The organism is Zobellia roscoffensis (genome assembly GCF_015330165.1).
In the GTDB taxonomy this organism is placed as follows: Bacteria; Bacteroidota; Bacteroidia; order Flavobacteriales; family Flavobacteriaceae; genus Zobellia; species Zobellia roscoffensis.
In genome coordinates, this window is the sequence record NZ_JADDXT010000002.1 from 1,548,586 (window position 1) to 1,573,234 (window position 24,649).

The 24,649-nt window shown below is 38.7% G+C and carries 19 protein-coding genes; 16 read left to right on the forward strand and 3 right to left on the reverse strand.

Annotated features, from left to right (window positions below; translation table 11 throughout):
• Positions 1-23: 23 nt before the first annotated feature.
• The 3 genes from IWC72_RS06590 to nirB form a co-directional block, all read right to left on the reverse strand.
• Positions 24-617: a DUF4202 domain-containing protein gene (locus tag IWC72_RS06590; protein ID WP_194529241.1), complete on the reverse strand. Its 594-nt coding sequence runs from the start codon at positions 615-617 to the stop codon at positions 24-26.
• A gap of 132 nt (positions 618-749) precedes the next feature.
• Positions 750-1,127: a nitrite reductase small subunit NirD gene (nirD, locus tag IWC72_RS06595; protein ID WP_194529242.1), complete on the reverse strand. Its 378-nt coding sequence runs from the start codon at positions 1,125-1,127 to the stop codon at positions 750-752.
• A gap of 30 nt (positions 1,128-1,157) precedes the next feature.
• A complete protein-coding gene (gene nirB, locus IWC72_RS06600) occupies positions 1,158-3,674 on the reverse strand; it encodes a nitrite reductase large subunit NirB (RefSeq protein ID WP_194529243.1) in 2,517 nt (838 codons plus the stop codon).
• 124 nt (positions 3,675-3,798) lie between these two features.
• Here nirB and cobA point away from each other — a divergent pair, with 124 nt between their 5' ends.
• From cobA to IWC72_RS06680, 16 genes are all read left to right on the forward strand, one after another.
• Positions 3,799-4,572, forward strand: a complete 774-nt coding sequence (gene cobA / locus IWC72_RS06605; protein ID WP_194529244.1) for a uroporphyrinogen-III C-methyltransferase — start codon at positions 3,799-3,801, stop codon at positions 4,570-4,572.
• Between the two features lie 276 nt (positions 4,573-4,848).
• Positions 4,849-6,270, forward strand: coding sequence for an MFS transporter (locus tag IWC72_RS06610; RefSeq protein ID WP_194529245.1), 1,422 nt, complete (start codon positions 4,849-4,851; stop codon positions 6,268-6,270).
• A gap of 6 nt (positions 6,271-6,276) precedes the next feature.
• Positions 6,277-7,038, forward strand: a complete 762-nt coding sequence (locus IWC72_RS06615; protein WP_194529246.1) for a Crp/Fnr family transcriptional regulator — start codon at positions 6,277-6,279, stop codon at positions 7,036-7,038.
• 267 nt (positions 7,039-7,305) lie between these two features.
• Positions 7,306-8,691: a CmpA/NrtA family ABC transporter substrate-binding protein gene (locus IWC72_RS06620; RefSeq protein ID WP_194529247.1), complete on the forward strand. Its 1,386-nt coding sequence runs from the start codon at positions 7,306-7,308 to the stop codon at positions 8,689-8,691.
• Positions 8,692-8,725: 34 nt separating this feature from the next.
• The gene (locus tag IWC72_RS06625; RefSeq protein ID WP_194529248.1) at positions 8,726-9,826 is read left to right on the forward strand and encodes an ABC transporter permease; all 1,101 of its coding nucleotides are present in this window, start codon (positions 8,726-8,728) and stop codon (positions 9,824-9,826) included.
• Between the two features lie 17 nt (positions 9,827-9,843).
• Positions 9,844-10,683, forward strand: a complete 840-nt coding sequence (locus IWC72_RS06630; protein WP_194529249.1) for an ABC transporter ATP-binding protein — start codon at positions 9,844-9,846, stop codon at positions 10,681-10,683.
• 10 nt (positions 10,684-10,693) lie between these two features.
• Positions 10,694-11,521, forward strand: coding sequence for an ABC transporter ATP-binding protein (locus IWC72_RS06635; protein WP_226967970.1), 828 nt, complete (start codon positions 10,694-10,696; stop codon positions 11,519-11,521).
• A 31-nt stretch (positions 11,522-11,552) separates the two neighbouring features.
• A complete protein-coding gene (locus IWC72_RS06640) occupies positions 11,553-12,857 on the forward strand; it encodes an alginate export family protein (RefSeq protein WP_194529250.1) in 1,305 nt (434 codons plus the stop codon).
• 221 nt (positions 12,858-13,078) lie between these two features.
• The gene (locus IWC72_RS06645; RefSeq protein WP_194525397.1) at positions 13,079-13,753 is read left to right on the forward strand and encodes a response regulator transcription factor; all 675 of its coding nucleotides are present in this window, start codon (positions 13,079-13,081) and stop codon (positions 13,751-13,753) included.
• Positions 13,754-13,801: 48 nt separating this feature from the next.
• Positions 13,802-15,145, forward strand: coding sequence for an alpha-amylase family glycosyl hydrolase (locus IWC72_RS06650; RefSeq protein ID WP_194529251.1), 1,344 nt, complete (start codon positions 13,802-13,804; stop codon positions 15,143-15,145).
• A 142-nt stretch (positions 15,146-15,287) separates the two neighbouring features.
• Positions 15,288-18,818, forward strand: a complete 3,531-nt coding sequence (locus tag IWC72_RS06655; RefSeq protein WP_194525399.1) for a nitrate reductase — start codon at positions 15,288-15,290, stop codon at positions 18,816-18,818.
• An 11-nt stretch (positions 18,819-18,829) separates the two neighbouring features.
• Positions 18,830-20,269, forward strand: a complete 1,440-nt coding sequence (locus IWC72_RS06660) for a rubredoxin (RefSeq protein ID WP_194525400.1) — start codon at positions 18,830-18,832, stop codon at positions 20,267-20,269.
• A 38-nt stretch (positions 20,270-20,307) separates the two neighbouring features.
• Positions 20,308-21,348, forward strand: coding sequence for a Kelch repeat-containing protein (locus IWC72_RS06665; RefSeq protein ID WP_194529252.1), 1,041 nt, complete (start codon positions 20,308-20,310; stop codon positions 21,346-21,348).
• A gap of 95 nt (positions 21,349-21,443) precedes the next feature.
• A complete protein-coding gene (locus tag IWC72_RS06670; RefSeq protein ID WP_194529253.1) occupies positions 21,444-22,505 on the forward strand; it encodes a pyridoxal-phosphate dependent enzyme in 1,062 nt (353 codons plus the stop codon).
• Between the two features lie 11 nt (positions 22,506-22,516).
• Positions 22,517-23,587: a DUF1611 domain-containing protein gene (locus tag IWC72_RS06675; protein ID WP_194529254.1), complete on the forward strand. Its 1,071-nt coding sequence runs from the start codon at positions 22,517-22,519 to the stop codon at positions 23,585-23,587.
• A complete protein-coding gene (locus IWC72_RS06680; RefSeq protein ID WP_194529255.1) occupies positions 23,587-24,648 on the forward strand; it encodes a mandelate racemase/muconate lactonizing enzyme family protein in 1,062 nt (353 codons plus the stop codon). Before IWC72_RS06675 ends, IWC72_RS06680 begins: the two co-directional genes overlap by 1 nt.
• Position 24,649: the final 1 nt, after the last annotated feature.

The following is a 24,649-nucleotide window of genomic DNA, read 5'->3' on the forward strand; positions in this document are numbered from 1 at the left end:
GTATCAAATTACTGACCCTTGTATTAACCTGCTATTGCCTTTGAAACTAATTTAAGCGAGCTTTTTGAAAGAGGTAGTTTCAATGCGGCTTTATGACCTTCTTCCGACATCTTTCGCCATGTTTTTTGAAGGATATCTATTACCTTGGCTTCTTCATGCTCGGAGGCAAATGGTTCAAAATAATGCTCTAAAAATACCAAGCAAATAACATCTTCTAAGGTTTGTGTATCCTCATTTTTCTTCAGTTGCTTTTTCTCAAGCAAAAAGGCCACTTTATCAATAGTTTCCTGGTCGTAACCCACTTCTTCTAAAATTGAACCCGCTTTTTTTGCATGGAATTTTTTCAGGTCTTGACGCCATTTGAGATAACCTGTACGGTTCATTTCATATGATTCCCGCGGAATTTCCCAACGGCAGATATGTTGGCACCTTGCTGTTAACTGTAAAGCTTCTGAGGCTTTGGGTGCAAAATCATTCAATTTTTCCGTCATCCGAAGTGCATAAAGCAATTCTTTTGGGTATGTTTTCCCTGAAGGAGCAGTTTCTGTATGTGGGTCTTTTTCATTCGCCTTATCAAACAATGAAAAGGCTTGCTGTAATTTATCGGGCGATGCCATAGCGTATATTTTGGCCCTAATATACGAATACCGTGAAACCTAATCCTCTTCTATGAAATCACTTTAGTTAACTAATCGGAATATAGGAGGTTTTTAGGGTGGTTTGCACGTTTTTGTATATCCGGTTAACTACTACTCTTCAAAACCAACATAGACAAAATCACTCTCTATTTTAATCGGATATGTTGCAATTGCTTCTAAATCCCCGTTTAAATTTTCTCCATTTTCTAATGAAAATATCTTTTTATGCAATGGACAGGCAACCATAGGAGTACCCTTGTGATCACCGATCATTCCTCTGCTTAAAACCATTTCTTGTTTTTCAGGAGATAGGTTTTGGCAAGCATACCATGTATTTAACCTTTCAAAATTAAATACGGCAATTTGTAAATCTTTATATTTTACACAAGCGCCTCCATCTTTTGGAAACACAGTAATGGGTGCAGCCTTAAACCAAACGGTTACATCTTCTGGTTTTACTGTTTTATATTTATCTGAAACTATATTCATGATTTAAAATTTAGTTGCTTTAAAACTCAATTAGATCCACTTTTCTGGCATTTTTTGCTCTCTTAATGGTACAAATACTAAGTTGTCATCTTCCTCTTCGCTATTTACAAAGTGGTTAAAACGTTTCATCATTTCTGGGTCATTAATAGCTTGTGTCCATTCGCACTCAAACTTATTAACTAGCGTTTGCATTTCATTTTCTAAATCTTCTGCAATTCCTAATTTATCTTCAATAATTACTTCTTTTAAATAATCAAGACCACCTTCTAAACGTTCTTGCCATGCCGCTGTTCTTTGTAATGGTTTAGCAGTACGCATGTATAACATTAAGTAACGGTCTATATATTTAATTACCGTTTTGTTATCTATTTGCTCTGCAAATAACTCAGCATGTCTTGGTGTAGCACCACCATTACCGCCAAGATATAAGTTCCAACCACCTTCTACAGCAATTAAACCAAAATCTTTACCACGAGCTTCGGCACATTCACGAATACAGCCAGAAACTCCACCTTTAATTTTGTGTGGAGCACGTATTCCTCGGTATCTATTTTCCAATTCAATACCAAAACTTACACTTTCATCCATACCGTAACGGCACCAAGTAGAACCCACACAAGTTTTTACTGTACGTAAAGATTTTCCGTAAGCATGCCCGCTTTCAAAACCGTGATCTATTAAATCTTTCCAGATTAATGGCAATTGGTTTAAGGTAGCACCAAATAAATCGATACGAACACCACCAGTTACTTTGGTATATAAATCATATTTCTTGGCAATTTCTCCAAGAGCAATTAGCTTATCTGGTGTAATTTCTCCACCAGGAACACGAGGAACAACAGAATAGGTTCCGTTACGTTGAATGTTAGCTAAGAACCTATCATTAGAATCTTGTATAGCATATTCTTTATTAGCAGTATCTGCATTTATACTAGCCATTAAAGATGCTACAACTGGTTTACATAACTCGCAACCATGACCACCATTTCCGTGATTATCTAGAACTTCATTAAAAGTTTTATATCCTTTTACTTGTATTATTTTATATAAATCCTGTCTGTTTAAATCAAAGTGTTCACAAACGGTATCTTTAACCTCTATACCTAAAGATTTTAAAGTAGCTTCCGTAAGGTCTTTTACCATTGGTTTACAACCACCACAACCCGTACCTGCTTTGGTGCAGCCAACCACATCGGCAAGGTCTTTGGATTCACCACTTTCTATAGTTCCGCAAATTTGCCCTTTCGTGACATTTTCACAAGAACAAATCTGAGCTTCATCTGGTAAGTCCATAACATCGCCAAAAGAACCGCCACCTTCAGTTGCCGGTAAAATTAACTGTGCAGGGTCCTCAGGAATGGCCATTCCGTTTAAATATATTTGGTGTAGCATGCTATAATCCGTAGCATCGCCAACTAGAATACCCCCTAATAAGGTTTTACCATCAAGGCTTACGTTTATTCTTTTATATAAATGTTGGGTTTTGTTTTCGAAAATAATAGAATGCCCTTTAGAGGCAGGCATGAAGGGCTCTCCAAAACTAGCAACATCTACCCCAATAAGTTTTAGCTTGGTAGACATGTCTATTTCGTCTGGCATTAAGGTTTTTGTGTTTCCTATTATTTGGTCTACAGCAACCCCAGCCATATCATAACCCGGAGCAACTAGACCATATATCATTTGGTTATAAAGGGCAATTTCTCCTATTGCGTAAATATTAGGGTCCGAGGTTTGCATTTTATTATCTACAACAATACCGCCACGGGTACCCATGGCTAAACCCGAAGATTTTCCTAATTCATCTCTAGGGCGAATACCAGCGGAAACAACTAGCATTTCAACATCTAAGACATCATCTTCGCCAAATTCCATTCCTGTTATGGCTTTATCACCTAGAATTTGATTGGTAGCTTTACTTAAATGAATATTTAAACCTATAGACTCTAATTTAAGTCGTAGCACTTGGCTACTTCTAGAATCCAATTGTCTCGGCATAAGTTTTGGGGCAAATTCTACAATATGAGGTTCTAAGCCCATATCCATAACTGCCTTACCGGCTTCTAGACCTAATAAACCGCCACCAAGGACAGCAGCTTTGGCATTTGGGTTTTTCTCTTTAAGTTTTGCTGCATAAGCAAGCATGCCTTCTAAATCTTCAATGGTACGATAAACAAAAACGCCATCTTTCTCCACACCTTTAATTGGAGGCACAAATGCGGATGAACCCGTCGCTAGAACTAAATAGTCATATGAAAACTCTCGGTTTTTAACCGTGGTTATAGTTTTCTCTTCTCTATTAATATCAGAAACGAGTTCACCAACGATCAAATCTATATTATTCTCTGTATACCATTCTGCAGGAGCCATTTCTAAAGCTTTTGCATCTTGGTTTTCAAAAAACTCACTTAGATGAACACGGTCATAAGCAGGTCTTGGTTCTTCACCGAAAACGATGATCTTGAAATTTTCTGATTCTTCTTTAGCTGCGATTTTTTCACAGAACTTATATCCGACCATGCCGTTTCCGACAACAATAATAGTTTTCATAGGCTTCGATTTTAAACTACTTAGCAATATTACGTATTAATACGTATATATAAACTATTTTTATGAAAATAATTACGTAGTTTTGTTGAGGAATTACTAAAACAACCCTTTAAAAGTGTTCGGTATGAAAACAGTAAAAGAACCAATAGTTACCTTGGTAGGTGCAGGACCGGGAAGCTCAGACCTTATAACAGTTAGGGGTTTGAAAGCTTTGAAGGCCGCGGACGTAGTATTATATGATGCTTTGATTGATGAAGACCTATTATTGCAGATTGATGATAGTATTCCTAAAATATACGTAGGCAAGCGCTGCAGCAAACATTCGTTCACGCAAGACGATATTAATATGTTGATAGTTGAAAATGCCTTTAAGTTTGGTCATGTGGTTCGCCTAAAAGGTGGTGACCCTTTTGTTTTTGGGAGAGCTCACGAAGAAATTGATTATGTAGAATCTTTTGGTATTCCGGTAACGGTCGTTCCTGGGGTGTCAAGTGCAATAGCGGTTCCTTCTAGTCAAGGCATACCTATGACCCGCAGAGGAGTAAGCAGTAGTTTTTGGGTAATGACGGCTACAAAACGTGACGGATCTTTTTCTGAAGATTTAAAACATGCTTCTCAATCTTCTGCAACGATGGTTATTTTGATGGGAGTTCGAAAATTGAAAGAGATATCATCCGAAGTCAATAAATACAGAGGGTATTTAACTCCAATGGCCGTTATTCAAAACGGTACTATGCAAAATGAATCCTGCAAAGTAGGAACTTTGGGTAGTATAAATTCTGACGTCTTGGATATAGATTTGTCTAAACCAGGTATCATTGTTATAGGTGATGTAGTGGCAGAACACCCTTCGTTTTTTGAGGAAGAGGTGCAACGCGTACTACATTCTGGTATGTAAATCAATACGTCAGTAAATACGTATCTTAACATATGATAAGGTATAACCGCTCTATATATTGCTTGTTCTAAGTGGTGTATAGAGCGATTTATTTTTTGATATAATTCCATATTATCAAATTTCCCCTAACCTTTTTTAGAATAACTGATTTTTCTCCGCTACTTCCTTCTGCCTTCGTAAAAATACTTAAAAGTTGGCTAATTTTTATAATTATACGTAGTAATACGTATTTATATACGTAGTTTTGAATATCGTTAAACTTTAAACATCAGTATTATGGAAACTCAATCTAAAAAAGCGACCAGCTTAAAACTGACCGATATTAAAACTGTGCCAATCCGTACATTTTGGATAACCTCAATAGCGTTCTTTATATGTTTTTTTGCTTGGTTCGGTATTGTGCCATTTATGCCGGATGTTGTAAAGGATTTAGGTCTTACCCCTGAACAAAAATGGAACTCCATTATTTTGGCAGTAACAGGAACGGTATTCGCAAGGTTGCTAATTGGTAAATTATGCGATAAGTATGGGCCAAGAATATGTTATACCTATCTATTGATTTTAGGAGCAATACCTGTAATTCTACTTGGGTTTGTGCAAACCCCGACACAGTTTTTAATCTGTCGTTTGTTTATTGGATTTATTGGAGCATCGTTTGTAATTACTCAGTTTCATACGTCTATCATGTTTGCATCCAATATTGTGGGTACGGCAAATGCAACTTCCGCAGGATGGGGGAATTTAGGCGGTGGAGCAAACCGTTTGGGTATGCCTTTGATTGCTGCTGCCGTTGTAAGTTTTGGAGTTGCCGACGAGGTTGCTTGGAGATATTCAATGATGATTGCCGGTGTTATCGCAATGCTAATGGGGCTTGTATATTACTTTTTCACACAAGATACACCAGAAGGTAATTTTGCACAATTGAAAAAGGAGGGTAAAATGCCAACACTTAAAAAAGATGAGGAAAGTTTTGCAAGTGTATTAAAAGATTATAGAGTGTGGATTTTGTTCGTCATTTATGCAGCTTCATTTGGAATGGAACTCACCGTCTATGGAACGATGGATGATTATTTGCAGAATACATTTGGACTCACCCGAACCACGGCAGGAAATCTGGTACTCTCGTTTGCATTGATGAATATTTTTGCCAGAACATTGGGAGGCTTTTTTGGGGATAGATTTGGGAAGTTAAAAGGCCTAAGAGGAAGAGTTATGTTTTTAGCTCTTATTCTTGCTATTGAGGGCTGTATGTTGACCATTTTTTCAACAACTACTAGCATTGCCTTCGGTATTTTATTTTTGATAGCTTTTAGCCTATCTGTGCAAATGGCGGAAGGAGCTACTTTCTCAGTAGTACCGTTTATAAATAAAAAAGCCATTGGTTCTATCTCTGGTATTGTTGGTGCGGGAGGTAATGTAGGGGCTTTTGTGGCTGCTATGTTTCTTAAATCGAAGTCGGCATTGGCGGAGACCGAGGCCATTGCTGCAAATACTGCTTTAGGGGAAGAGGCGGTTAGAACAGCTCAAGCTGCTGCTGCGTCTACTGCGGTGTCCGCTGGATACCTGGTTATTGGCATATGTGTTGTTCTTGCGGCAGGATTATCGTTAGCTATAAAGTTTTCGACTGAAGACGAAGAGGCCACTGCACTAGAAATGAAAAGAACTAAAACACCTGAGTACGCTTTAGGAAATAAGTAAGGAGCAATGTTGATTTCTACTTTGACAAATAAAAACCTAGCTGGTACCGACGAAAGTTTGGTCAATACGGCATGCGCTATTTGTTCGAATAAGAATTGCTTAATCAAAAACAACATAAAGGAGAACAAAACAGTTTCGCAGTTTACACAAGAAAGAAAAGAGTTCACATGTAAAAAAGGACAACAGTTTATAATTGAAGGCGCTCCGGTTAATGGGTTATTCTTTGTGCTCTCCGGAAAAGTAAAGGTTTTTAGAACGGGTATTAATGGTAGGGAGCAGATTGTTCGCTTTGCCAATTCTGGAGAAATAATCGGGCATAGAGGTTTTGGTACGCAAGAATATTATACCATAGGTGCCATGGCTCTAGAAGACACCAAACTTTGTTATTTCTCAAAAGATAATTTACAGGAAATGTTGTTAATGGCACCAAGCTTCACTTTTGATTTGATGTTGTTCTATGCCAATGAATTGAATAGAAGTGAGGCCAAAGTAAAATCCATTTCTCAAATGACGGTTAGAGAACGCGTTATTGATACTTTGATTTATATAGAGCGAAAGTTTGGACAAAGAAATAATTTTATCGATATCATTCTCAGTAGACGTGAATACGCCAATTATACGGGCACTACCGAGGAACAGATCATACGTGTTTTCTCAGCCTTGAGGAAAGAAGGTTTAATAGTTACCAAAGGAAAACGCGTAGGAATTAATAATACTTCTCTTTTAAAAGATGAAATATTAGAGCATAACTTTTACTTGGATAGTTAGCCTCAATACCCCTTACAACCAGAAATTTTACTGTTAAGTATTACTACGTATCTATTGTCTATAGGTGTAATGTGTTAATACTTTAATTCAGAGTGCGTTACATAAATTACATGTTTTTTAGCAGGTTTTATACTGTGCATAATCAGTTTTATACATGGTACAAAAAGAGGAATCAACCTGTATTATTCCATATGACAGAAAGTAAAATACGTATATATTTGCTTAAAATAAGTATTAATACGTAGTTAAATTAAAAACCATACTATTATGAAAACCATTTTTACAAAAGCATCATTACTGGCAACTATGGCTGCAGTAGTTATGGCTTGTGGAGGAAAAGAAGCAAAAAAAACTGAAGCAGCAGGTACGGAAGAAGCGGTGGCATCTAAAACCAAAATGTTAGATATAGAAAAACCACAATTAACTTTCGGTTTTATTAAATTGACGGATATGGCCCCTTTGGCCATTGCTAAAGAGAAAGGATTTTTTGAAGATGAAGGATTGTTTGTTTCCGTTGAAGCACAATCAAACTGGAAAAACGTTTTAGATCGTGTTATAGACGGTCAGTTAGATGGTTCTCATATGTTAGCGGGTCAGCCTATTGCGGCTGGCGCAGGGTTTGGAAGACAGGCAAAATTGGTTACTCCTTTTTCTATGGATTTAAATGGAAATGGTATTACCGTATCCAACGATGTTTGGTCTAAAATGAAACCTAACGTACCAGCAGATTCTGAAGGAAAACCAATTCATCCTATTAAAGCAGATGCCTTAAAACCTGTAATCACAGATTATAAGAACAGTGGTAAACCTTTTAAAATGGGAATGGTATTTCCTGTTTCTACACATAATTATGAAATACGCTATTGGTTGGCCGCGGCAGGTATCCATCCAGGGATGTATACTGCTGATAACGTACAAGGTCAAATTGATGCCGAAGTATTACTTTCTGTTACGCCTCCACCACAAATGCCGGCCACGCTGGAATCTGGTACTATTTATGGCTATTGTGTAGGTGAGCCTTGGAACCAACAAGCAGTTTTTAAAGGTATCGGGGTTCCTGTTACTACCAATTATGATATCTGGAAAAACAATCCAGAGAAAGTATTTGTAATGACCGAAAAGTTCGTGGCGGATAATCCAAATACTGCTATTGCGGTTACTAAAGCTCTAATCCGTGCAGGTAAATGGTTAGATGAGCCTTCAAATAGACCGGAAGCTGTAAAAATCCTATCTATGTCTCAGTACGTAGGTGCTCCAGAGGAAGTATTGGCCAACTCTATGACCGGTACGTTTGAATTTGAAAAAGGTGATAAGCGCGAGATGCCTGATTTCAACGTGTTCTACAAGTATAACGCTACATATCCATTTTACTCGGATGGTATTTGGTTTTTAACTCAAATGCGTAGATGGGGACAAATTCCTGAAACCAAATCGGCTGAGTGGTACGGCGAAACGATTAAAGATATTTATCGTCCGGACATTTGGAAAAAAGCAGCGGACTTGCTAGTGGCTGAAGGTCAAATTCCTGCTGCCGATGTTCCCGAAACGGATGGATATAAGCCGGCAACTACGGATTTTATAGACGGTACATCATACGATGCGAAAGACCCAATTGGGTATATCAATAGTTTCTCCATAGGAAACAAAGATTAAGTTTTAGTGAAAATCGAAGCAAAATTATAGGATTATGGAACAAGATATCACATTAAAGAAAGAAGGACAGGGGCTTGCATTTTTAAAGCCCTTAGTAGACAGGCTTACTCCTAAATTTCAGAAAGGAGATATACTATCGTCATTAAAAAAAGCTGGAATTACTTTAGTTTCCATTCTATTGTTTTTAGGATTATGGCAGCTTGGTTCAAAAGCACTTTATAACAAGGAAGCAGATTATAAAATTGAAAAAGCACTTACGGAACGCGGTCAAGAGGCTGCGGATGCAGAACGCGCTTGTATTGAATCTGGAGATAGTAGTTGCCAGCCAAATACCCTTCCTTCTCCTGCGCAGGTGTGGGGTTCCTTGCAATCATTGATTGCAGACCATAAAGTGATTACGGGAGACAAAGCGGCTTTTGTTGAAAAGATGGCAAAAACCAATGCCAAGCTAACTGCTCAAGGTAAAAAAGCTATTGTTTATACGGGTAGAGCATCTTTCGTGGATATTGTTCTAACCAGTATTAAAACCGTTTTCGCCGGATTTCTATTAGCACTTTTAATTGCAGTACCTATCGGTATAATTATTGGTTTGAGTCCGTCGTTACGAAGCGCTTTTAACTGGTTCATTCAAATTTTTAAACCTGTATCTCCCGTGGTTTGGTATTTGTTGGTTTTTATGATCGTAAAAACATTGTATATCGGAGACAGTTCGGACAATGCTTTTGTAATCTCTTTTATTAGTGTTGGTCTGTGTGCCATGTGGGCAACTTTGGTGAATACGGCAATGGGAGTTGCTTCTGTAGATAAGGACTATATAAACGTAGCTAAAGTTCTAAAATTGGGAACCTTTCAAAAGGTTTTTAAAGTGATATTACCTTCCTCTTTGCCACTTATATTCACAGGGTTACGAATTACGCTTTCCGTTGCTTGGATGGTATTGATCGCCATAGAACTTTTGGCACAGAGCCAAGGCTTGGGCTTATTTGTATGGGAAGAATTTCAAAACGGAGCAAACGATTCTAATGCTAAGATTATAGTAGCGATGTTCGTTATTGGGATTATCGGATTCCTTTTAGATAGAATAATGTTGTCCGTACAGAACTTGGTTTCGTTTAATAAAAATGAAATGGCTTAACCCTTAAAAACGAACAAATGGCATATTTAGAATTAAATAATGTATACAAAAGTTATGGTAAGGGTGAGAATGTTACCAACGTACTATCGGACATAAATTTAAAAATTGAAGAAGGTGAATTCGTTGCTATAGTTGGTTTTACCGGAAGCGGAAAAACCACTTTGGTAAACCTTATAAACGGACTTTTAAAACCCACAAGTGGCGAGGTTTTGTTTAAGGGCGAACCAGTTGTGGACACCAGTCATGAACGGGGCGTGATTTTTCAAAACTATTCTTTGTTGCCATGGTTAACAGTAGAACAAAATGTGTATATGGCTGTGAAGGAGGCTTTTCCAAAAGAGAGCAAAGCAGTCCTAAAACAAAGGGTAAAAGACTATGTTGAAATGGTTAGTCTTAGCCCTGCAATTCACAAAAGACCTAAGGAGCTGTCAGGGGGTATGCGCCAGCGGGTATCGGTTGCAAGGGCACTGGCCATGAATCCGGAAATGATAATTATGGATGAGCCGTTAGGTGCCTTAGATGCGTTAACACGAGGAAATTTACAGGATGAAATATTGAATATTTGGAGCAAGGACAAACGTACCGCCCTATTGATTACCAATGATGTTGATGAGGGAATTTACATGGCAGATAGGATTATTCCTTTAAAGCCTGGCCCCAATGCCACATTAGGACCGGAGTTTAAAATAGAAATTGACCGCCCAAGGGATAAAACGGCTCTAAACGATAATCCAAATTTCAAAAAAACCAGAAATGCGATTATTGAATATTTAATGGACATCGGAGACCAACGAAAATCAGTTTCTGAGACAGAATATGTTTTGCCTGAAATAGCACCTAAAAGTTTTGTAGCCTAAAACGAACATTATGCCAGAGATAAAAGAAAAAAACGAATTGGGAACCATGGAGAATGGTATACTTTATCCTTCTCCCGTCATGTTGGATTTGCATGATCTTAAAAAGGTGTACCCAACGCCAAAAGGCGATTATGTTGTTCTTGAACATCTAAACCTTCAGATTATGAAGGAAGAGTTCGTAACCATTATTGGCCATTCCGGTTGTGGAAAAACAACCATGCTCTCCATGATTGCAGGGCTAAACCCAATTTCCGGGGGTAATATTTCCGTTTTAGGAAATCCTGTAAAAGGACCTGGTCCGGACAGGGGTGTCATCTTTCAGTCCCCAAGTTTAATGCCTTGGATGACCGCCTTGGAAAATGTTCTATTGGGGGTGAATCAAGTTTTTCCGCACGCAACGAAAACCCAAAGACAGGATATTGCCAAATACTATTTAAACAAAGTGGGTCTTGACGGCGCTTTTTATAAAAAGGCATCTGAGCTTTCTCAAGGAATGCAGCAAAGAGTAGGTATTGCTAGGGCATTTGCCATCAAGCCAAAAGTATTGTTGTTAGATGAACCATTTGGAATGCTAGATTCACTTACTCGAGGAGAGCTGCAGGATATTCTTATTGAGATTTGGAATAAAGAAAAAATAACTGCGGTGATGATAACCCATGATGTTGATGAGGCTATTTTCTTGGCTGATCGTGTGGTTATGATGACCAGTGGTCCTAGGGCCAAAATAGGAGATGTTTTAAACATCGATTTTGAAAGGCCGCGTACCCGTAAATCCGTTTTAGAACATGATGATTACTACACGTACAGAAAACATTTAATTGACTTTTTAGAACATTAACCAGAAAACAAACCATTTTAAGACCTAGATTATGAAAAGAAAGTACACACTAATATTCCTACTTGTCCTATCGGTTCAATATGCAACCGCGCAATTTGTGCTAGATGGAGAATTTAAGCCACGTACCGAATACCGAAATGGTTTCGGAAGTATTATTCCAGATGCTGCGGATCCAGGATTTGGTATTTCTACCCGTTTACGTTTAAATGCGGGCTACCAAACTGAAGCCTTTAAGTTTTATATGAGCCTACAAGATGTTATGGTATGGGGAGAAAACAGGCAATTAAAACCAGAGGACAGTAACAATTCATTTTCTGTATTTCAAGCATGGGCGGACATTAAATTAGCTGAGGGTTTCTCCACAAAAATAGGTCGCCAGATGCTGGTATACGATGACCAGCGTATCCTCGGAGGAGTTGATTGGGCCATGCAGGCACGTAACCATGATGCTGCCTTACTGCAATACAAAAAGGGGAAATTTATGATGGATCTAGGTCTGGCCTTTAATCAGGATTTTACGGCAACCACCGCAAATCCAGGAGGGTTTCAATCCGTAGGTACAGCCTATAACACTACAGGGTTCTTTTCGTACAAAAGCATGCAATACCTCTATTTGAGACATAAAGGGGAGGCATTTTCCGCAAGCGGATTGGTAATGAACAACGGTTTCCAAAACTTTACAGGAGACGCAGATGCACTTGTTGCAGATGGTGTTAGTAATTTAATTACAATTGGAACACATTTAAACTATAAAAAAGGAAGTTTTGGAGCTGCGTTTAATGGATATTTACAAACTGGAGAACGCCAGAACAGTGTAGATGTTAGCGGCGCATACCTTTTAGGTTTAGACCTTAGCTACAAAGCATCCAAAGGGGTTACTTTAGGACTTGGAGCAGAAATCATTAGCGGAAACGATACTGGTACAGCTGACAAGACCGAGGCTTTCTTCCCGCTTTACGGTACCAACCACAAATTCAATGGTTTTATGGATTATTTCTACGTAGGTAACCATGCTAATTCTGTTGGTCTAACGGATATACATGCAAGTGCTAAGTTCGCTTTGGGCGAAACTTCTAGCCTACTGGTAAAAGTATTAAACTTTAGCGGTGAGCAAGCATTGGCGAGTGGAGAAAAATCCTTGGGAACGGAAGTAGATTTGGTATTTGCCAAAAGCTTCAAAGGTTATGGGTTGGCCATAGGGTATTCCCAAATGTTTGCCAGTGATGGTATGTACGAATTAAAAGGAGTAACGGAAGACGCTGCGGCAAGCAGTCAGAACTGGGCTTGGGTGCAGTTAACTATGAAGCCTAAATTTTTAAATACGGCCAAGCAATAACTAATTTTAAGATGCTTCGATAGGGCCGTTACAACTTTTTTGTTGTGGCGGTTCTTTTTTTTACCAATTAAGTGCAATGCATGTTTAACTAAAATGTATGGTTCTAGAGAAATTCAGGAGGTAAATAATCTAGGTTTCAACATAGGCTAGTATGAACGTGGGTCGTTGTAAAGGAGCTTTTATAAAAATCGATTATATTTGTACGTATAATTACGCATATTTTGGACCAAACAACAAGTATCATTTTAGCGGACGATCATTCTTTAGTTCGCGACGGCATTAGGGCTTTACTAGAAAGTGAATCTGATTTAAAAGTTATTGGAGAAGCTTCAGACGGTGTGGAGGCAATTGAAATGGTGAATAAAAATACACCAGATCTATTGATTATTGATATCAGAATGCCAAGAATGACCGGTATTGAAGCGGTTGAAAAGCTAAGTGCTCAAAACTCGCCTGTAAAATGCATCATTCTATCCATGCATGATTCGGAAGAGTATATCTTACAATCGGTAAGTGCAGGTGCACGAGGCTACTTGTTGAAGGATACCGGAAAAACGGAGTTTATTAAAGCCATTCATGCGGTTCGTGAGGGAGGTAAGTATTATAGTGGCGATATCTCTAACGTATTAGTGAATAATTTACTCAATTCTAACGGTGCTAAAACCGTTGAAGCCCCAAAAAAATCTGCCCCTACCAGTAACCCTTTTGATTTGACCAACAAAGAACTACAGGTCTTGGAATTGGTTTTATCTGGTTTGACGAACAAACAGATTTCTGAAAAACTCCAGAATAGCAAGCGTACCGTAGAAACACATAGATTCAACCTTATGCGTAAAATGGAAGTCAAGAATTTAATAGACCTTTCAAAAAAGGCGCAGCAGTTTAATTTGGTTTAGTACTTCATCTTTACTTTATGATTAATTAAGTCGGTACTATTTCTGTACATGAAACACGCTATTTTTTATCATATCTACCCATTAGGCCTTTTGGGTGCGGATAAAACCAATGATTTTGTTTCTGCTCCAGTTGATAGATTATCAGAGCTTAATGGTTGGTTAGAGCACATGGTAGACTTAGGGTGCAACGCACTTTATATAGGTCCGGTGTTTGAATCATCAACCCACGGGTACGATACTGCAGACTATTATAAAATAGACCGCAGATTGGGTGACGATACTTCGTTAATCGCTTTAGTTAATAAAGCTCACAGAATGGGTGTAAAAGTGGTTCTGGATGGTGTATTTAACCATGTGGGCAGGGATTTCTTCGCTTTTAAAGATTTACAGAAACACGGGAGGAATTCAAAATATATTGAATGGTTCGTGAATGTGGATTTTAAAAAAAGAAGTCTTCTTAAAGATTCTTTTGATTATGATACCTGGAGTGGCTATTATCAACTGGTAAAACTCAACCTTAAAAATAAGGAAGTCCGTGATTATCTTTTTGGTGCGGTTAAAAAGTGGATAGACACTTATAAAATAGATGGTCTGCGTTTAGATACTGCAGATGTTCTTGATTTTGGTTTTATGAAAGAACTCTCTTCCTTCTGTAAAAGTCGTAATCCTAACTTTTGGTTGATGGGTGAAGTCGTTCATGGCAACTATAACCGTTGGATTACCGATGCGCATCTGGACTCCGTTACTAATTATGACTACCACACGCCTATTTATGAAAGCTTTAATTTGAGTGATTTCAGCAAGATTGCAGTCATTTTAAAACGCCAGTTTGGGCCAAAAGGAGTGTATAACAATTTGTCTCTCTATAGTTTTGTAGATAATCATGATGTAAACCGTGCTGCTAGCATGCTAAACAAACCGGAACATCTATTCCCGCTATACCTTCTTTTGTTTACCCTTCCGGGGATTCCAGCCATCTATTATGGTAGCGAATGGGGTTTTGAAGGAAAAAGAACCGCTCATAGTGACGAGGCATTACGACCATGCGTTCAACTTGATGATGTTCAAGAACAGGCAAAGCATCCAAAATTGCTGGATGCCATAAAACAATTCATATCTGTTAGGAAAAATTGTAAGAATCTGGTCTATGGAGCCTATGAAACGGTGTTGGTTAAAAAAGAACAATACGCATTTTCACGGAAAGATAAGGACAAAACAATGATTGTTATTATAAACTCATCAAACAAACCGATTACCCTTAAAATCCCTCTAAACGGAATGTTTTCAGGAACTTACATAGATATTCTAAACGAAGGAGATAGTCTAATACCCAGTAAAACAGGTCTTTCTGTTGAGGTGCCTCCATGCTGGGGTCGTATCTTATGTCATTGATCGAAAACTAGTGAAAAGGCTATTTTTTTATTGATGTACTAGAAAAACACGGAACTATTACGGAAAAAACACTACGTATATATACGTAATTTTATAACTTGCTGTATCTAATTTTGGTGTCTTCCATCAAAAAGGAAATGCAATGTTGAAAAAGAAAACACATAAAACCGTTTGTTCCTACTGTGGTGTAGGTTGCGGAATACTGGTAGATATAGATAATAAAGGTAAGATTGAGGTAGACGGTGATCCGGAGTACCCTTCCAATAAGGGCATGTTGTGCTCCAAGGGAAGAAATCTTAATTATGTGGCGCAAGATACCAGCGATCGGATCATGCATCCGGAAATGCGGTGGAGTAGAAATCACCCGTTACAAAAAGTAAGTTGGGATACCGCTTTTGAGCGTGCCGCAGCAGTTTTTAAAAGTATTATTGCTAAACATGGCCCTGATAGTGTTGGTTTTTATGTATCCGGCCAATGCCTTACTGAAGAATATTATTTGGTAAATAAAATCACTAAAGGTTTTATAGGAACAAATAATGTAGATACCAATAGCCGGTTGTGTATGAGCTCTGCTGTGGTAGGTTACAAGAAAACAGTAGGTGAGGATTCGGTTCCTATTTCTTATGAAGACATTGAGTTGGCAGATTGCTTTTTAATTGCGGGAGCTAACCCAGCATGGTGTCATCCTATTTTATACAGGCGTCTTGAACAGCATAAGGAAGATAACCCTAACGTAAAAATAATAGTTGTAGATCCAAGGGTAACGCAAACTTGCGCATCTGCCGATTTACATTTGCAAATACTACCAGGTACAGATGTAATTCTCTTTAATGCAATAGCAAGATTGCTCATTGAAAAGAAAAAGATAGACAAAAATTTCATCAAAAAACATACTTCAAATTTTGAGGCTTGCAAAGAGAGTGCTTTTACACTTTCCATACGCCAAGCCGCAGAAAAATGTGATGTTTCTGTTTCTGATATTCGTAAGGCCGCGCAGTACATTGGTGATGCCAATAAGTTCATAAGCATGTGGACGATGGGTCTAAACCAAAGTGTAATTGGTGTCTCTAAAAATGTTTCGTTGTTAAACCTTTCTTTGTTGACGGGCCAAATAGGAAAACCTGGTTGTGGTCCGTTCTCATTAACGGGCCAACCCAATGCCATGGGTGGTCGTGAAGTAGGTGGTATGGCAAGTCTTTTAGCAGCGCATAAAGATTTAGGCAACCCGCAGCATAGAAAGGAAGTAGCTGATTTTTGGGGAGGAAAAGAAATAAATTCTGAACCGGGCTATACGGCAACAGAAATGTTTGATGCCTTGGAAAGCGGAAAATTAAAAGCCATTTGGATTATCTGTACCAATCCTGCGGTAAGTATGCCAAATGTAAAAAAGGTTGAAAAAGCCTTGAAGAATGCTGCTTTTGTTGTGGTTCAAGATATTAGCCATAACTCAGAAACCACAAAATTTGCCGATCTCTTATTGCCTGCAGCAGGGTGGTTAGAGAAGGAAGGTACGATGACTAATTCTGAAAGAAGAATCAGTTATTTACCCAAAGTTATTGATGCTCCGGGAGAAGCTTTGCCAGATGCAGAAATTCTGTGGCGTTTTGCCCAGTCCATGGGCTATGAGGGTTTTGATTATAATAATGCGAGTGAAGTATATGACGAACATTGTTTATTAACAAAAGGAACAAATATTGATATTACGGGACTATCGTACGAACGTCTAAAAAACGAAGGAAGTTTTCAATGGCCGGTTCCACATAAAACACATCCAGGAACACCACGGTTGTTTACAGATTTCAATTTTCATACGAATGATAAAAAGGCACATTTCAACGCCCCACAGAGTCTTTATAATAAATCAGAAGAAACCAATATAGATTTTCCTTTGGTCTTAAACACAGGACGTGTTAGGGACCAGTGGCATACCAGAACCAAAACAGGAAAAGTAAAGCGTTTATTGACCCATATTCCGCAGCCGTATTTAGAAATGAACAAAGTAGATGCTTATCTACGCAAATTAAAAGAAGGTGATATTGCGGTTATTAAAAGCCGAAGAGGAGAGGTTCAGGTGAAGGTAAAAATCAATTTTGATATTCGTGAACGGGTTGTTTTTCTTCCCATGCACTGGGGTAAAATCTTGAATAATGATTTCGGGAGGGCCAATAACCTTACCAATGATTTGGTGGATCCCGTTTCTAAAGAGCCAGACTTTAAGTATTGTGCCGTACAGGTAGAAAAGTATGTGAAACCAGCGCAAAAAGTGGTTGTTGTTGGAGCTGGCGCAGCGGCATATCGTTTTATACAATCGTATCGTGAAAAGAATAAAAAAGACGAACTACATGTATTTTCCAAAGAAAAAGACCCTTTCTACAATCGGGTGCTTTTACCGGAATATGTAAGTGATGAACTTTCGTGGGAAGCTTTAGAAAAACTAAAAGCTGGAGAGCTAAAAAAACTAAATGTTACCCTACATTCTGGAATAGGAGTTAATGATATCAACACTTCGCAAAAACAAGTTACAGATAGTGACGGATTGATTCATTCCTATGACCTGCTTATCATGGCAACGGGTAGCCGTGCTTTTGTTCCGAGCGAGGTTCAAATCAATTTGCCGGGTCGTTTTACCATGCGTGAGCGCGGAGATGCAGATAAGCTTAAAAAATACCTTGGGGAAACCGGTCTTCCAGCTACGGAACAGCATGTAGTAATTGTAGGGGGTGGTCTCTTAGGGTTGGAGTTGGCAGCGGCACTAAAAAAAATAAATATAAACATAAGTATTGTGCAAAGGGCTCCTAGACTTATGGAGCGCCAACTAGATAGGGTTGCCAGCCGTTTGTTGGCCGAAGATGTTACGGAAAGAAATATCAATCTCTATTTTGATAATGAAGTAAGTACGGTTTTTGAAGAAAAGGAGAATCCGTTTCAGCTTTTAGTGAACTTAAAGACGGGGCGTACCATACAATGTAATGCTATTGTTTATGCCATAGGCACGCGGCCTAATATAGAGTTGGCTAAAAAAGCCAATCTGGTTACGAGAAGAGGTGTACGGGTCAATTCGTATTTACAGACCAACGACCCATCTGTTTTCGCTTTGGGCGAAATAGCAGAATTTAATAATGCCCTTTTTGGGATTACATCTGCGGCAGAGCAGCAAGCGGATATAGCTGCCAATTTTATTTTAGGAGATTATAGTAGTATATATAGTGGCTCTGTTCTTATGAATATTCTCAAGTTTGAAAATCTGGATTTGTGCAGTATTGGTATGGTGAATGCACCTTCTGGGGATAGCAGTTATGAAGAGATTATTTTAATGGACGTTAGCAAGCGCTTTTACAAGAAATGTATCGTTAAGGACGATACTTTAAAAGGTGCAATTTTGATGGGTGATAAGAATGAATTTGCGGAGTTTAAACGTCTCATTGAGGAAGAAATAGAACTTTCGGAAAAACGAAATGAGTTACTCAGGGGAGCAACCAATACGGTTCCTTTAAAGGGTAAGTTGGTGTGTTCTTGCAGTCAAGTAGGAGAAGGTAACGTTATGGATGCTATTGCCGGCGGATGTTCGGATTTTAACGCATTGTGTTCTGAAACCGGAGCAGGATTAGGATGTGGTAGCTGTAAGCCTGAGGTAAAGGCCATACTAAGCAAGCAATTACAATTAGTAAATTAAAAATCGGTATTATGAATGATGATCTGCACCGTATATTGATAAAAGGAGGAGTTACTTCACCGGGAGAACTCAAAGATGTTATAGGCTTGTTGGAAGCTGCAGGATTGAACGAGGTTTATTTTGGTTCAAGGCAAGATTTGCTTTTTCCATTAAAGGGGGTTGAAGAAGCTCACCTTGAGAAAATATCAAAATTTAACACCAATGTCATTACGGATAGGACGTATCAGAATATAGTAAGTTCGTATGTTACTGCAGATATTTTTGATATGACCTATTGGCTTAAAGGCTCTACCTATCTCTATATTCTTGAAGGTTTTGGTTTCCTTCCAAAGCTAAAAGTCAATATTACTGACCCTAAGCAAAGGTTAGTGCCTCTTTTTAGTGGAAATTTGAATTTTATAGCTTCTGAAAATGAAGATTACTGGTACCTGAACATTAAACTACCACATTGGAAAAGCGCAGCATATTACCCTGTTTTAATCTATAGCTGGGATATTAGTACTATTTACAAAGCAATTGAAGATATTTATGAAGACATTCAAGATGTAGAAGAACTGTTTTTTGTTTTGAATAAAAACTTGGATACGAACAACAAGACCATAGAGAAAGAGTTAAAAGTACCCTACCTTACTTTTCCATATTATGAAGGTATGAACCGTATGGGGCTTGACCAATATTGGTTAGGTCTGTATTGGCGGAACAATAGGTATGACCTTTCTTTTTTAAAGGAATTCTGCGGATTTTGTTTGGATAACAGTATTGGTAAAATCTGTATTACCCCTTGGAAGTCTTTTATTGTAAAAGGAATACAGAAAAAGAGCAGGCCTGCGCTGGAACGCTTTTTAGGGCAATGGGGTATCAATGTTAGACATTCCCAACTAGAAATGAATTGGCACTTGCCCGTAGACGATAACGAAGCACTTGAACTTAAAAAATTCTTGGTCCGTAGTTTCGACCAAAACGATATTAGTACTTACGGACTCACATTTGGTATAAGCAATGATGTGGGTAAACGATCTCATTTTGCTTCCGTGATTATCGAGAAGAACAGTTCTCCTACAATTGTTAAAGATTTTGAAGTGCGACCAACGTACAATGTGCTTCATTTTGAAAATTTTGACCCGAATACCCAGAAATATTTGGCTTATGCTCAAGATGTAGATAAAATTGAGTTACCAGGTCTATTAATGGAGCTCAGTAAAAAGTATTTTGATCAGTTGGGCAGAGAGGTCGAAAAAAGTGAAGCTCCCAAAAAAATAGTAGAACAAGAGACAAAAACCATTCATCAATGTCAATCTTGCTTTACGGTATATGATCCCTCGTATGGCGACTTAACGGCCAATATTTCTAAAGGTACTGCTTTTGAAGATGTGCCGGACACTTATGTTTGTGCAGTATGTGAAGCCCCTAAGTCGCAGTTTAAAAAAGCGGAACTGAATTTTTCGAGCTGATTTTTGTTACATTTGGATAGTACCAAAATACCTTCCAAATGAACAAAAAGTATATGGGCCTATTAAGTGGTATTCTACTATTTACGGCTTGCAAAGATAATTCAGAAAAAAAGGCGCAAGCAGATAATCCTGTAGACCAGATAACCATTCAAAAACGAACAATGAAATGGGAGTCCGTTGCATCTGCAGATCGCAGTACGCCTGTAGCGCGCCATGAAGCAGCATTCGTTAGAGTAGATGATAAATTCTATTTGCTGGGCGGAAGAGGCATACGGCCAGTAAGCATTTATGATACGAAGACACAAAAATGGACGGAAGGTGAAAAACCACCAATTGAAATGCACCATTTTCAACCCATAGTTTTTGAGAAGAAAATCTATCTTATTGCGGCCTTAACGGGGAAATATCCTGCCGAAACCCCTACGGAACACATCTATATTTATGACCCTGCTAGTGATGAATGGTCAAAGGGAGACGAAATCCCGGCGGAAAGAAGACGTGGGTCCACGGGGAATATTCTTCATGAGGGCAAGGTGTATATTGCATGCGGAATTAAAAACGGACATATAGGAGATTATAAAAAGTGGCTAGATCGTTATGACCCAAGTACGGGCGAGTGGGAAGTTCTGGCAGACGCCCCACGTGCAAGAGACCATTTTCAAGCGGTTTTGGCAGATGGTAAAATTTATGCTCCTGCGGGCCGCAATTCTGGTATTGATCCTAATTCTGTTTTTGGAGGCACTATCGCAGAGGTTGATGTGTATGATATAAAAAATGATACTTGGCAAACATTGCCAAATAATATTCCGACAAAACGTGCTGGTAATGCCGCAGCTCTATTTAATGATGAGTTAATTGTTGTAGGAGGTGAATCTACCACCCAAGAGAAGGCACATTCCGAAGTTGAGGTTTTGGATTTGAACACTCATAAATGGCATTCACTTCCAGCTATGATAGAAGGTAGGCATGGCAGTGGATTGGTATATTTTAAAGATGATTTATACATTGCTTCGGGGTGTGGAAATAGAGGAGGTTCACCTGAGCTAACTTCAATGGAAAAATTTGGTGTAGAAGATTGATTTTTAAGGGTTAAAATTATTTTCTTCTACCTTACCAACGAACTTAAAAACAATGTACATTTGATAGGATAATACCCCAACATCAAACTGTATAAATGGATTTAAGAGACGGTGTCAAGACCGCAGAAAACAAGGTGTCTTCGGAGACAAAAAAACTGAGTGAATTTGTTAGAGACCAAAGTAAATCTTTAGTAGATCGGTTAGAGTCGTACGAAGATATTATAAATCTAGAGGTAGGAGATACAGGCTTGCACCGTGCTAAAAGCATGGAACGTGAGTTTGATATTCGCCAGCTCTACATCAAATATGAAGGTGATAACCCTACTGGGACCCAAAAAGACCGTATAGCTTTTGCCCAAATATACGATGCGTTAAGAAGGGAGTTTCAAGTGGTGTCTTTGGCTACCTGCGGTAATTATGGAGTAGCGGTTGCCCTAGCAGCTAATTTGGCAGGTATTGCTTGTAAGATATACATTCCAGAGAGTTTTCATACAGACCGCATAGTTGAGATGGAGTTATTGGGTGCCGAAATAATTCGTAAGCCGGGCAGTTATGAAGATGTGGTCAAAGAAAGTAGTGAACTCGCAAAAAATAATGATTGGTATGACGCCAACCCCGGTGGGGCTAATACGGCTTTACAAATCAGCGCGTATTCACAGATAGCCACCGAGATTTTTGAAGATTTAGGCGATGCTCCTAAATATTGTGCAGTTCCGGTTTCCAACGGTACCCTTTTCGCGGGTATTTACCGTGGATTTGTTAATCTGTACAAAAGAGGAAAAACATCGCGAATACCGAAAATGATAGCGGCATCTTCCTCCAAAAAGAATCCTATTATCCAATCTTTTATACAGGGGCTGGACTATTGTAAAGATTTAAATCCTGAAATCATTAAAGAAACAAAGTATAACGAGCCACTCATTAACTGGCATAGTTTTGACGGAGAAGAAGCTCTGTATGCATTAAAGGAGTCGGGTGGGGAAGCCTACAATATAAGCGATAGAAAGCTGAAAGATATGACTGCTCTATTAGCTAAAAAAGAAGGGTTTCGCATTTTACCAGCTTCTACCGCTGGCCTTATAGCGCTTCTTGAATTAGACGAAAAAATGAATTTTGAACCAGACCGTTTTGTAGCGGTACTGACAGCAAAGAATTAACTTTTAAGAAAATGAAAAAATCAATTGATGGTAATGCCCTTGTTTATTGTGACGGGGCTTTTAATACACCCAATGGCAAAACGGCACATGGTTTAGTTCGTTTTACAGAACGGTATGATGTTGTGGGTGTTATAGATGAAAATTATGCAGGAAGGGATGCTGGAGAGGTGCTAGACGGAAAGCCCAATGGAATTCCCGTTTTTGCAAATATGGACCAGGCCGTTGAGACATTAAATGCATCAGGTAATACGCCTAAGTCCCTTGTAATCGGGTTGGCGCCAGATGGAGGAAGATTACCGCAAGAGGCCAAAGCTACTATTGCCAAAGCTTTGGAAATGGGTTGGAATGTAGATAGTGGACTACATGACTTTTTGACCAACGATGCTGCATTGATGGCAGTAGCCAATACGAATAATTGCCGCGTGCGTGATGTTCGTAAAACACCGGATAGAGACAAGCTTCATTTTTTCACTGGGGAAATAGAAAAAGTAGATTGCCTGAAACTTGCTGTTTTAGGAACCGATTCTGCTTTGGGAAAACGCACCACAGCATGGCTTTTAGTACATGGTTTTAGAGATGCTGGGCAAAGGGCAGAGATGATCGGTACTGGCCAGACCGCTTGGATGCAAGGCGCGAAGTATAGCATGGTCATGGACAGTTGTATAAACGATTTTGTTTCAGGAGAAATTGAACATGCTGTGGTAAGTGCTTATAAAAACGAAAGCCCAGACGTTATTGTAATTGAAGGTCAAGGTAGTTTAATGAATCCTGCCTACCCTGGTGGGTTTGAGATTTTGGCTGCTGGAAGACCAGATTATGTAATACTGCAACATGCTCCAAAAAGATTGGAATATGATGGCTTCCCAGGATATAAAATGCATTCTTTAGCAGAGCAGATAAATGCTATTGAAGTTATTTCGGGTAAAAAAGTAATCGCTATTACCGTGAACCATGAAGAAATGAAAGAAGATGAAATACTAGAGGCTTGTAAACAAATTACATTGGAAACCAAGTTGCCTGCATTTGATGTTTTAAAATATGGCACCAAAGATTTGATAGCGTTGTTAAAGGAAAAAATTTAATGAAAATAACCAATGTATCCTACGAGAGGCTGGACCTAAAACTCTCATCACCGTATACCATAGCGTACGAAACTATAGATAGTACGGTAAATTTTATTTTAAAAATAGAAACTGATAGCGCCCTAGTTGGCTACGGATGTGCAGCACCGGATAAACTGGTGACCGGAGAGCACCCCGCCGAAGTGGAAAGTGCACTAAAAGATATTATTATTCCCCATTTAAAGGGAAAAGACCCCTTTACCTATGCACGGGTATTGATGGAAATTAAAGCGGCATTACCTAAAAAATCAGCATCCTTGGCGATGGTAGATATGGCATTGCATGACCTAATTTCAAAGAAAGCGGATGTACCTCTGTATCGATTTTTAGGAGGATATAGATTAAGCATACCAACGAGCATCACCATCGGGATTTTGCCATTGGAAGAAACCCTAAAACAGGCTCGTGACTTTGTTGATCAAGGATTTACAATTCTTAAAATTAAAGGCGGACATAACCTTGCAGAGGACATTGAAAAAATGACCTTGCTACATGAAAAATTTCCGGAGGTTACCTTTCGTTTTGATGGTAACCAAGGATATTCGGTAGTAGATTCTGTAGCTTTCGTTAAGGCTACCAGTCAAATTGGAATCGAGATTTTTGAACAACCAACAAAGCAGGAAAAGGAAGAACGATTAGGCGAGGTCATAGATCAGATCGATATTCCGTTAATGGCAGACGAGAGCTTAAAAACTTTGACGGACGTTTTTAGATTGGCACAAAACGAAAGGGTTGATATGGTTAATATTAAACTGATGAAAGTAGGCGGTATTTTTGAAGGCACGCGAATCAATTCCGTGGCAAAGTCCGCTAATATTGAAACCATGGTAGGTTGCAACGATGAATGTGCCTTAGGAATTTCTGCTGGGCTTCACTTTGCGCTCTCAAGACCCAATATCAATTATGCAGATTTAGATGGGCATCTAGAGGTAATGAAAGACCCGTTTAAAGATTTATTCAAACTAGAAAAAGGAATTTTATACCCATCAGATGCTCCTGGATTGGGAAAAATAAACTTTTAGA

What these genes read in the sequence shown, in the direction of transcription:
- IWC72_RS06615 (WP_194529246.1), top strand. Translation starts at nt 6,277, where the DNA reads ATGTTGATTTCTACTTTGACAAATAAAAACCTAGCTGGTACCGACGAA.
- IWC72_RS06675 (WP_194529254.1), top strand. Translation starts at nt 22,517, where the DNA reads ATGAAAAAATCAATTGATGGTAATGCCCTTGTTTATTGTGACGGGGCT.
- nirB (WP_194529243.1), bottom strand. Translation starts at nt 3,674, where the DNA reads ATGAAAACTATTATTGTTGTCGGAAACGGCATGGTCGGATATAAGTTC.
- IWC72_RS06610 (WP_194529245.1), top strand. Translation starts at nt 4,849, where the DNA reads ATGGAAACTCAATCTAAAAAAGCGACCAGCTTAAAACTGACCGATATT.
- IWC72_RS06670 (WP_194529253.1), top strand. Translation starts at nt 21,444, where the DNA reads ATGGATTTAAGAGACGGTGTCAAGACCGCAGAAAACAAGGTGTCTTCG.
- IWC72_RS06655 (WP_194525399.1), top strand. Translation starts at nt 15,288, where the DNA reads ATGTTGAAAAAGAAAACACATAAAACCGTTTGTTCCTACTGTGGTGTA.
- IWC72_RS06635 (WP_226967970.1), top strand. Translation starts at nt 10,694, where the DNA reads ATGCCAGAGATAAAAGAAAAAAACGAATTGGGAACCATGGAGAATGGT.
- IWC72_RS06680 (WP_194529255.1), top strand. Translation starts at nt 23,587, where the DNA reads ATGAAAATAACCAATGTATCCTACGAGAGGCTGGACCTAAAACTCTCA.
- IWC72_RS06665 (WP_194529252.1), top strand. Translation starts at nt 20,308, where the DNA reads ATGAACAAAAAGTATATGGGCCTATTAAGTGGTATTCTACTATTTACG.
- IWC72_RS06630 (WP_194529249.1), top strand. Translation starts at nt 9,844, where the DNA reads ATGGCATATTTAGAATTAAATAATGTATACAAAAGTTATGGTAAGGGT.
- IWC72_RS06620 (WP_194529247.1), top strand. Translation starts at nt 7,306, where the DNA reads ATGAAAACCATTTTTACAAAAGCATCATTACTGGCAACTATGGCTGCA.
- nirD (WP_194529242.1), bottom strand. Translation starts at nt 1,127, where the DNA reads ATGAATATAGTTTCAGATAAATATAAAACAGTAAAACCAGAAGATGTA.
- IWC72_RS06640 (WP_194529250.1), top strand. Translation starts at nt 11,553, where the DNA reads ATGAAAAGAAAGTACACACTAATATTCCTACTTGTCCTATCGGTTCAA.
- cobA (WP_194529244.1), top strand. Translation starts at nt 3,799, where the DNA reads ATGAAAACAGTAAAAGAACCAATAGTTACCTTGGTAGGTGCAGGACCG.
- IWC72_RS06625 (WP_194529248.1), top strand. Translation starts at nt 8,726, where the DNA reads ATGGAACAAGATATCACATTAAAGAAAGAAGGACAGGGGCTTGCATTT.
- IWC72_RS06590 (WP_194529241.1), bottom strand. Translation starts at nt 617, where the DNA reads ATGGCATCGCCCGATAAATTACAGCAAGCCTTTTCATTGTTTGATAAG.
- IWC72_RS06660 (WP_194525400.1), top strand. Translation starts at nt 18,830, where the DNA reads ATGAATGATGATCTGCACCGTATATTGATAAAAGGAGGAGTTACTTCA.
- IWC72_RS06650 (WP_194529251.1), top strand. Translation starts at nt 13,802, where the DNA reads ATGAAACACGCTATTTTTTATCATATCTACCCATTAGGCCTTTTGGGT.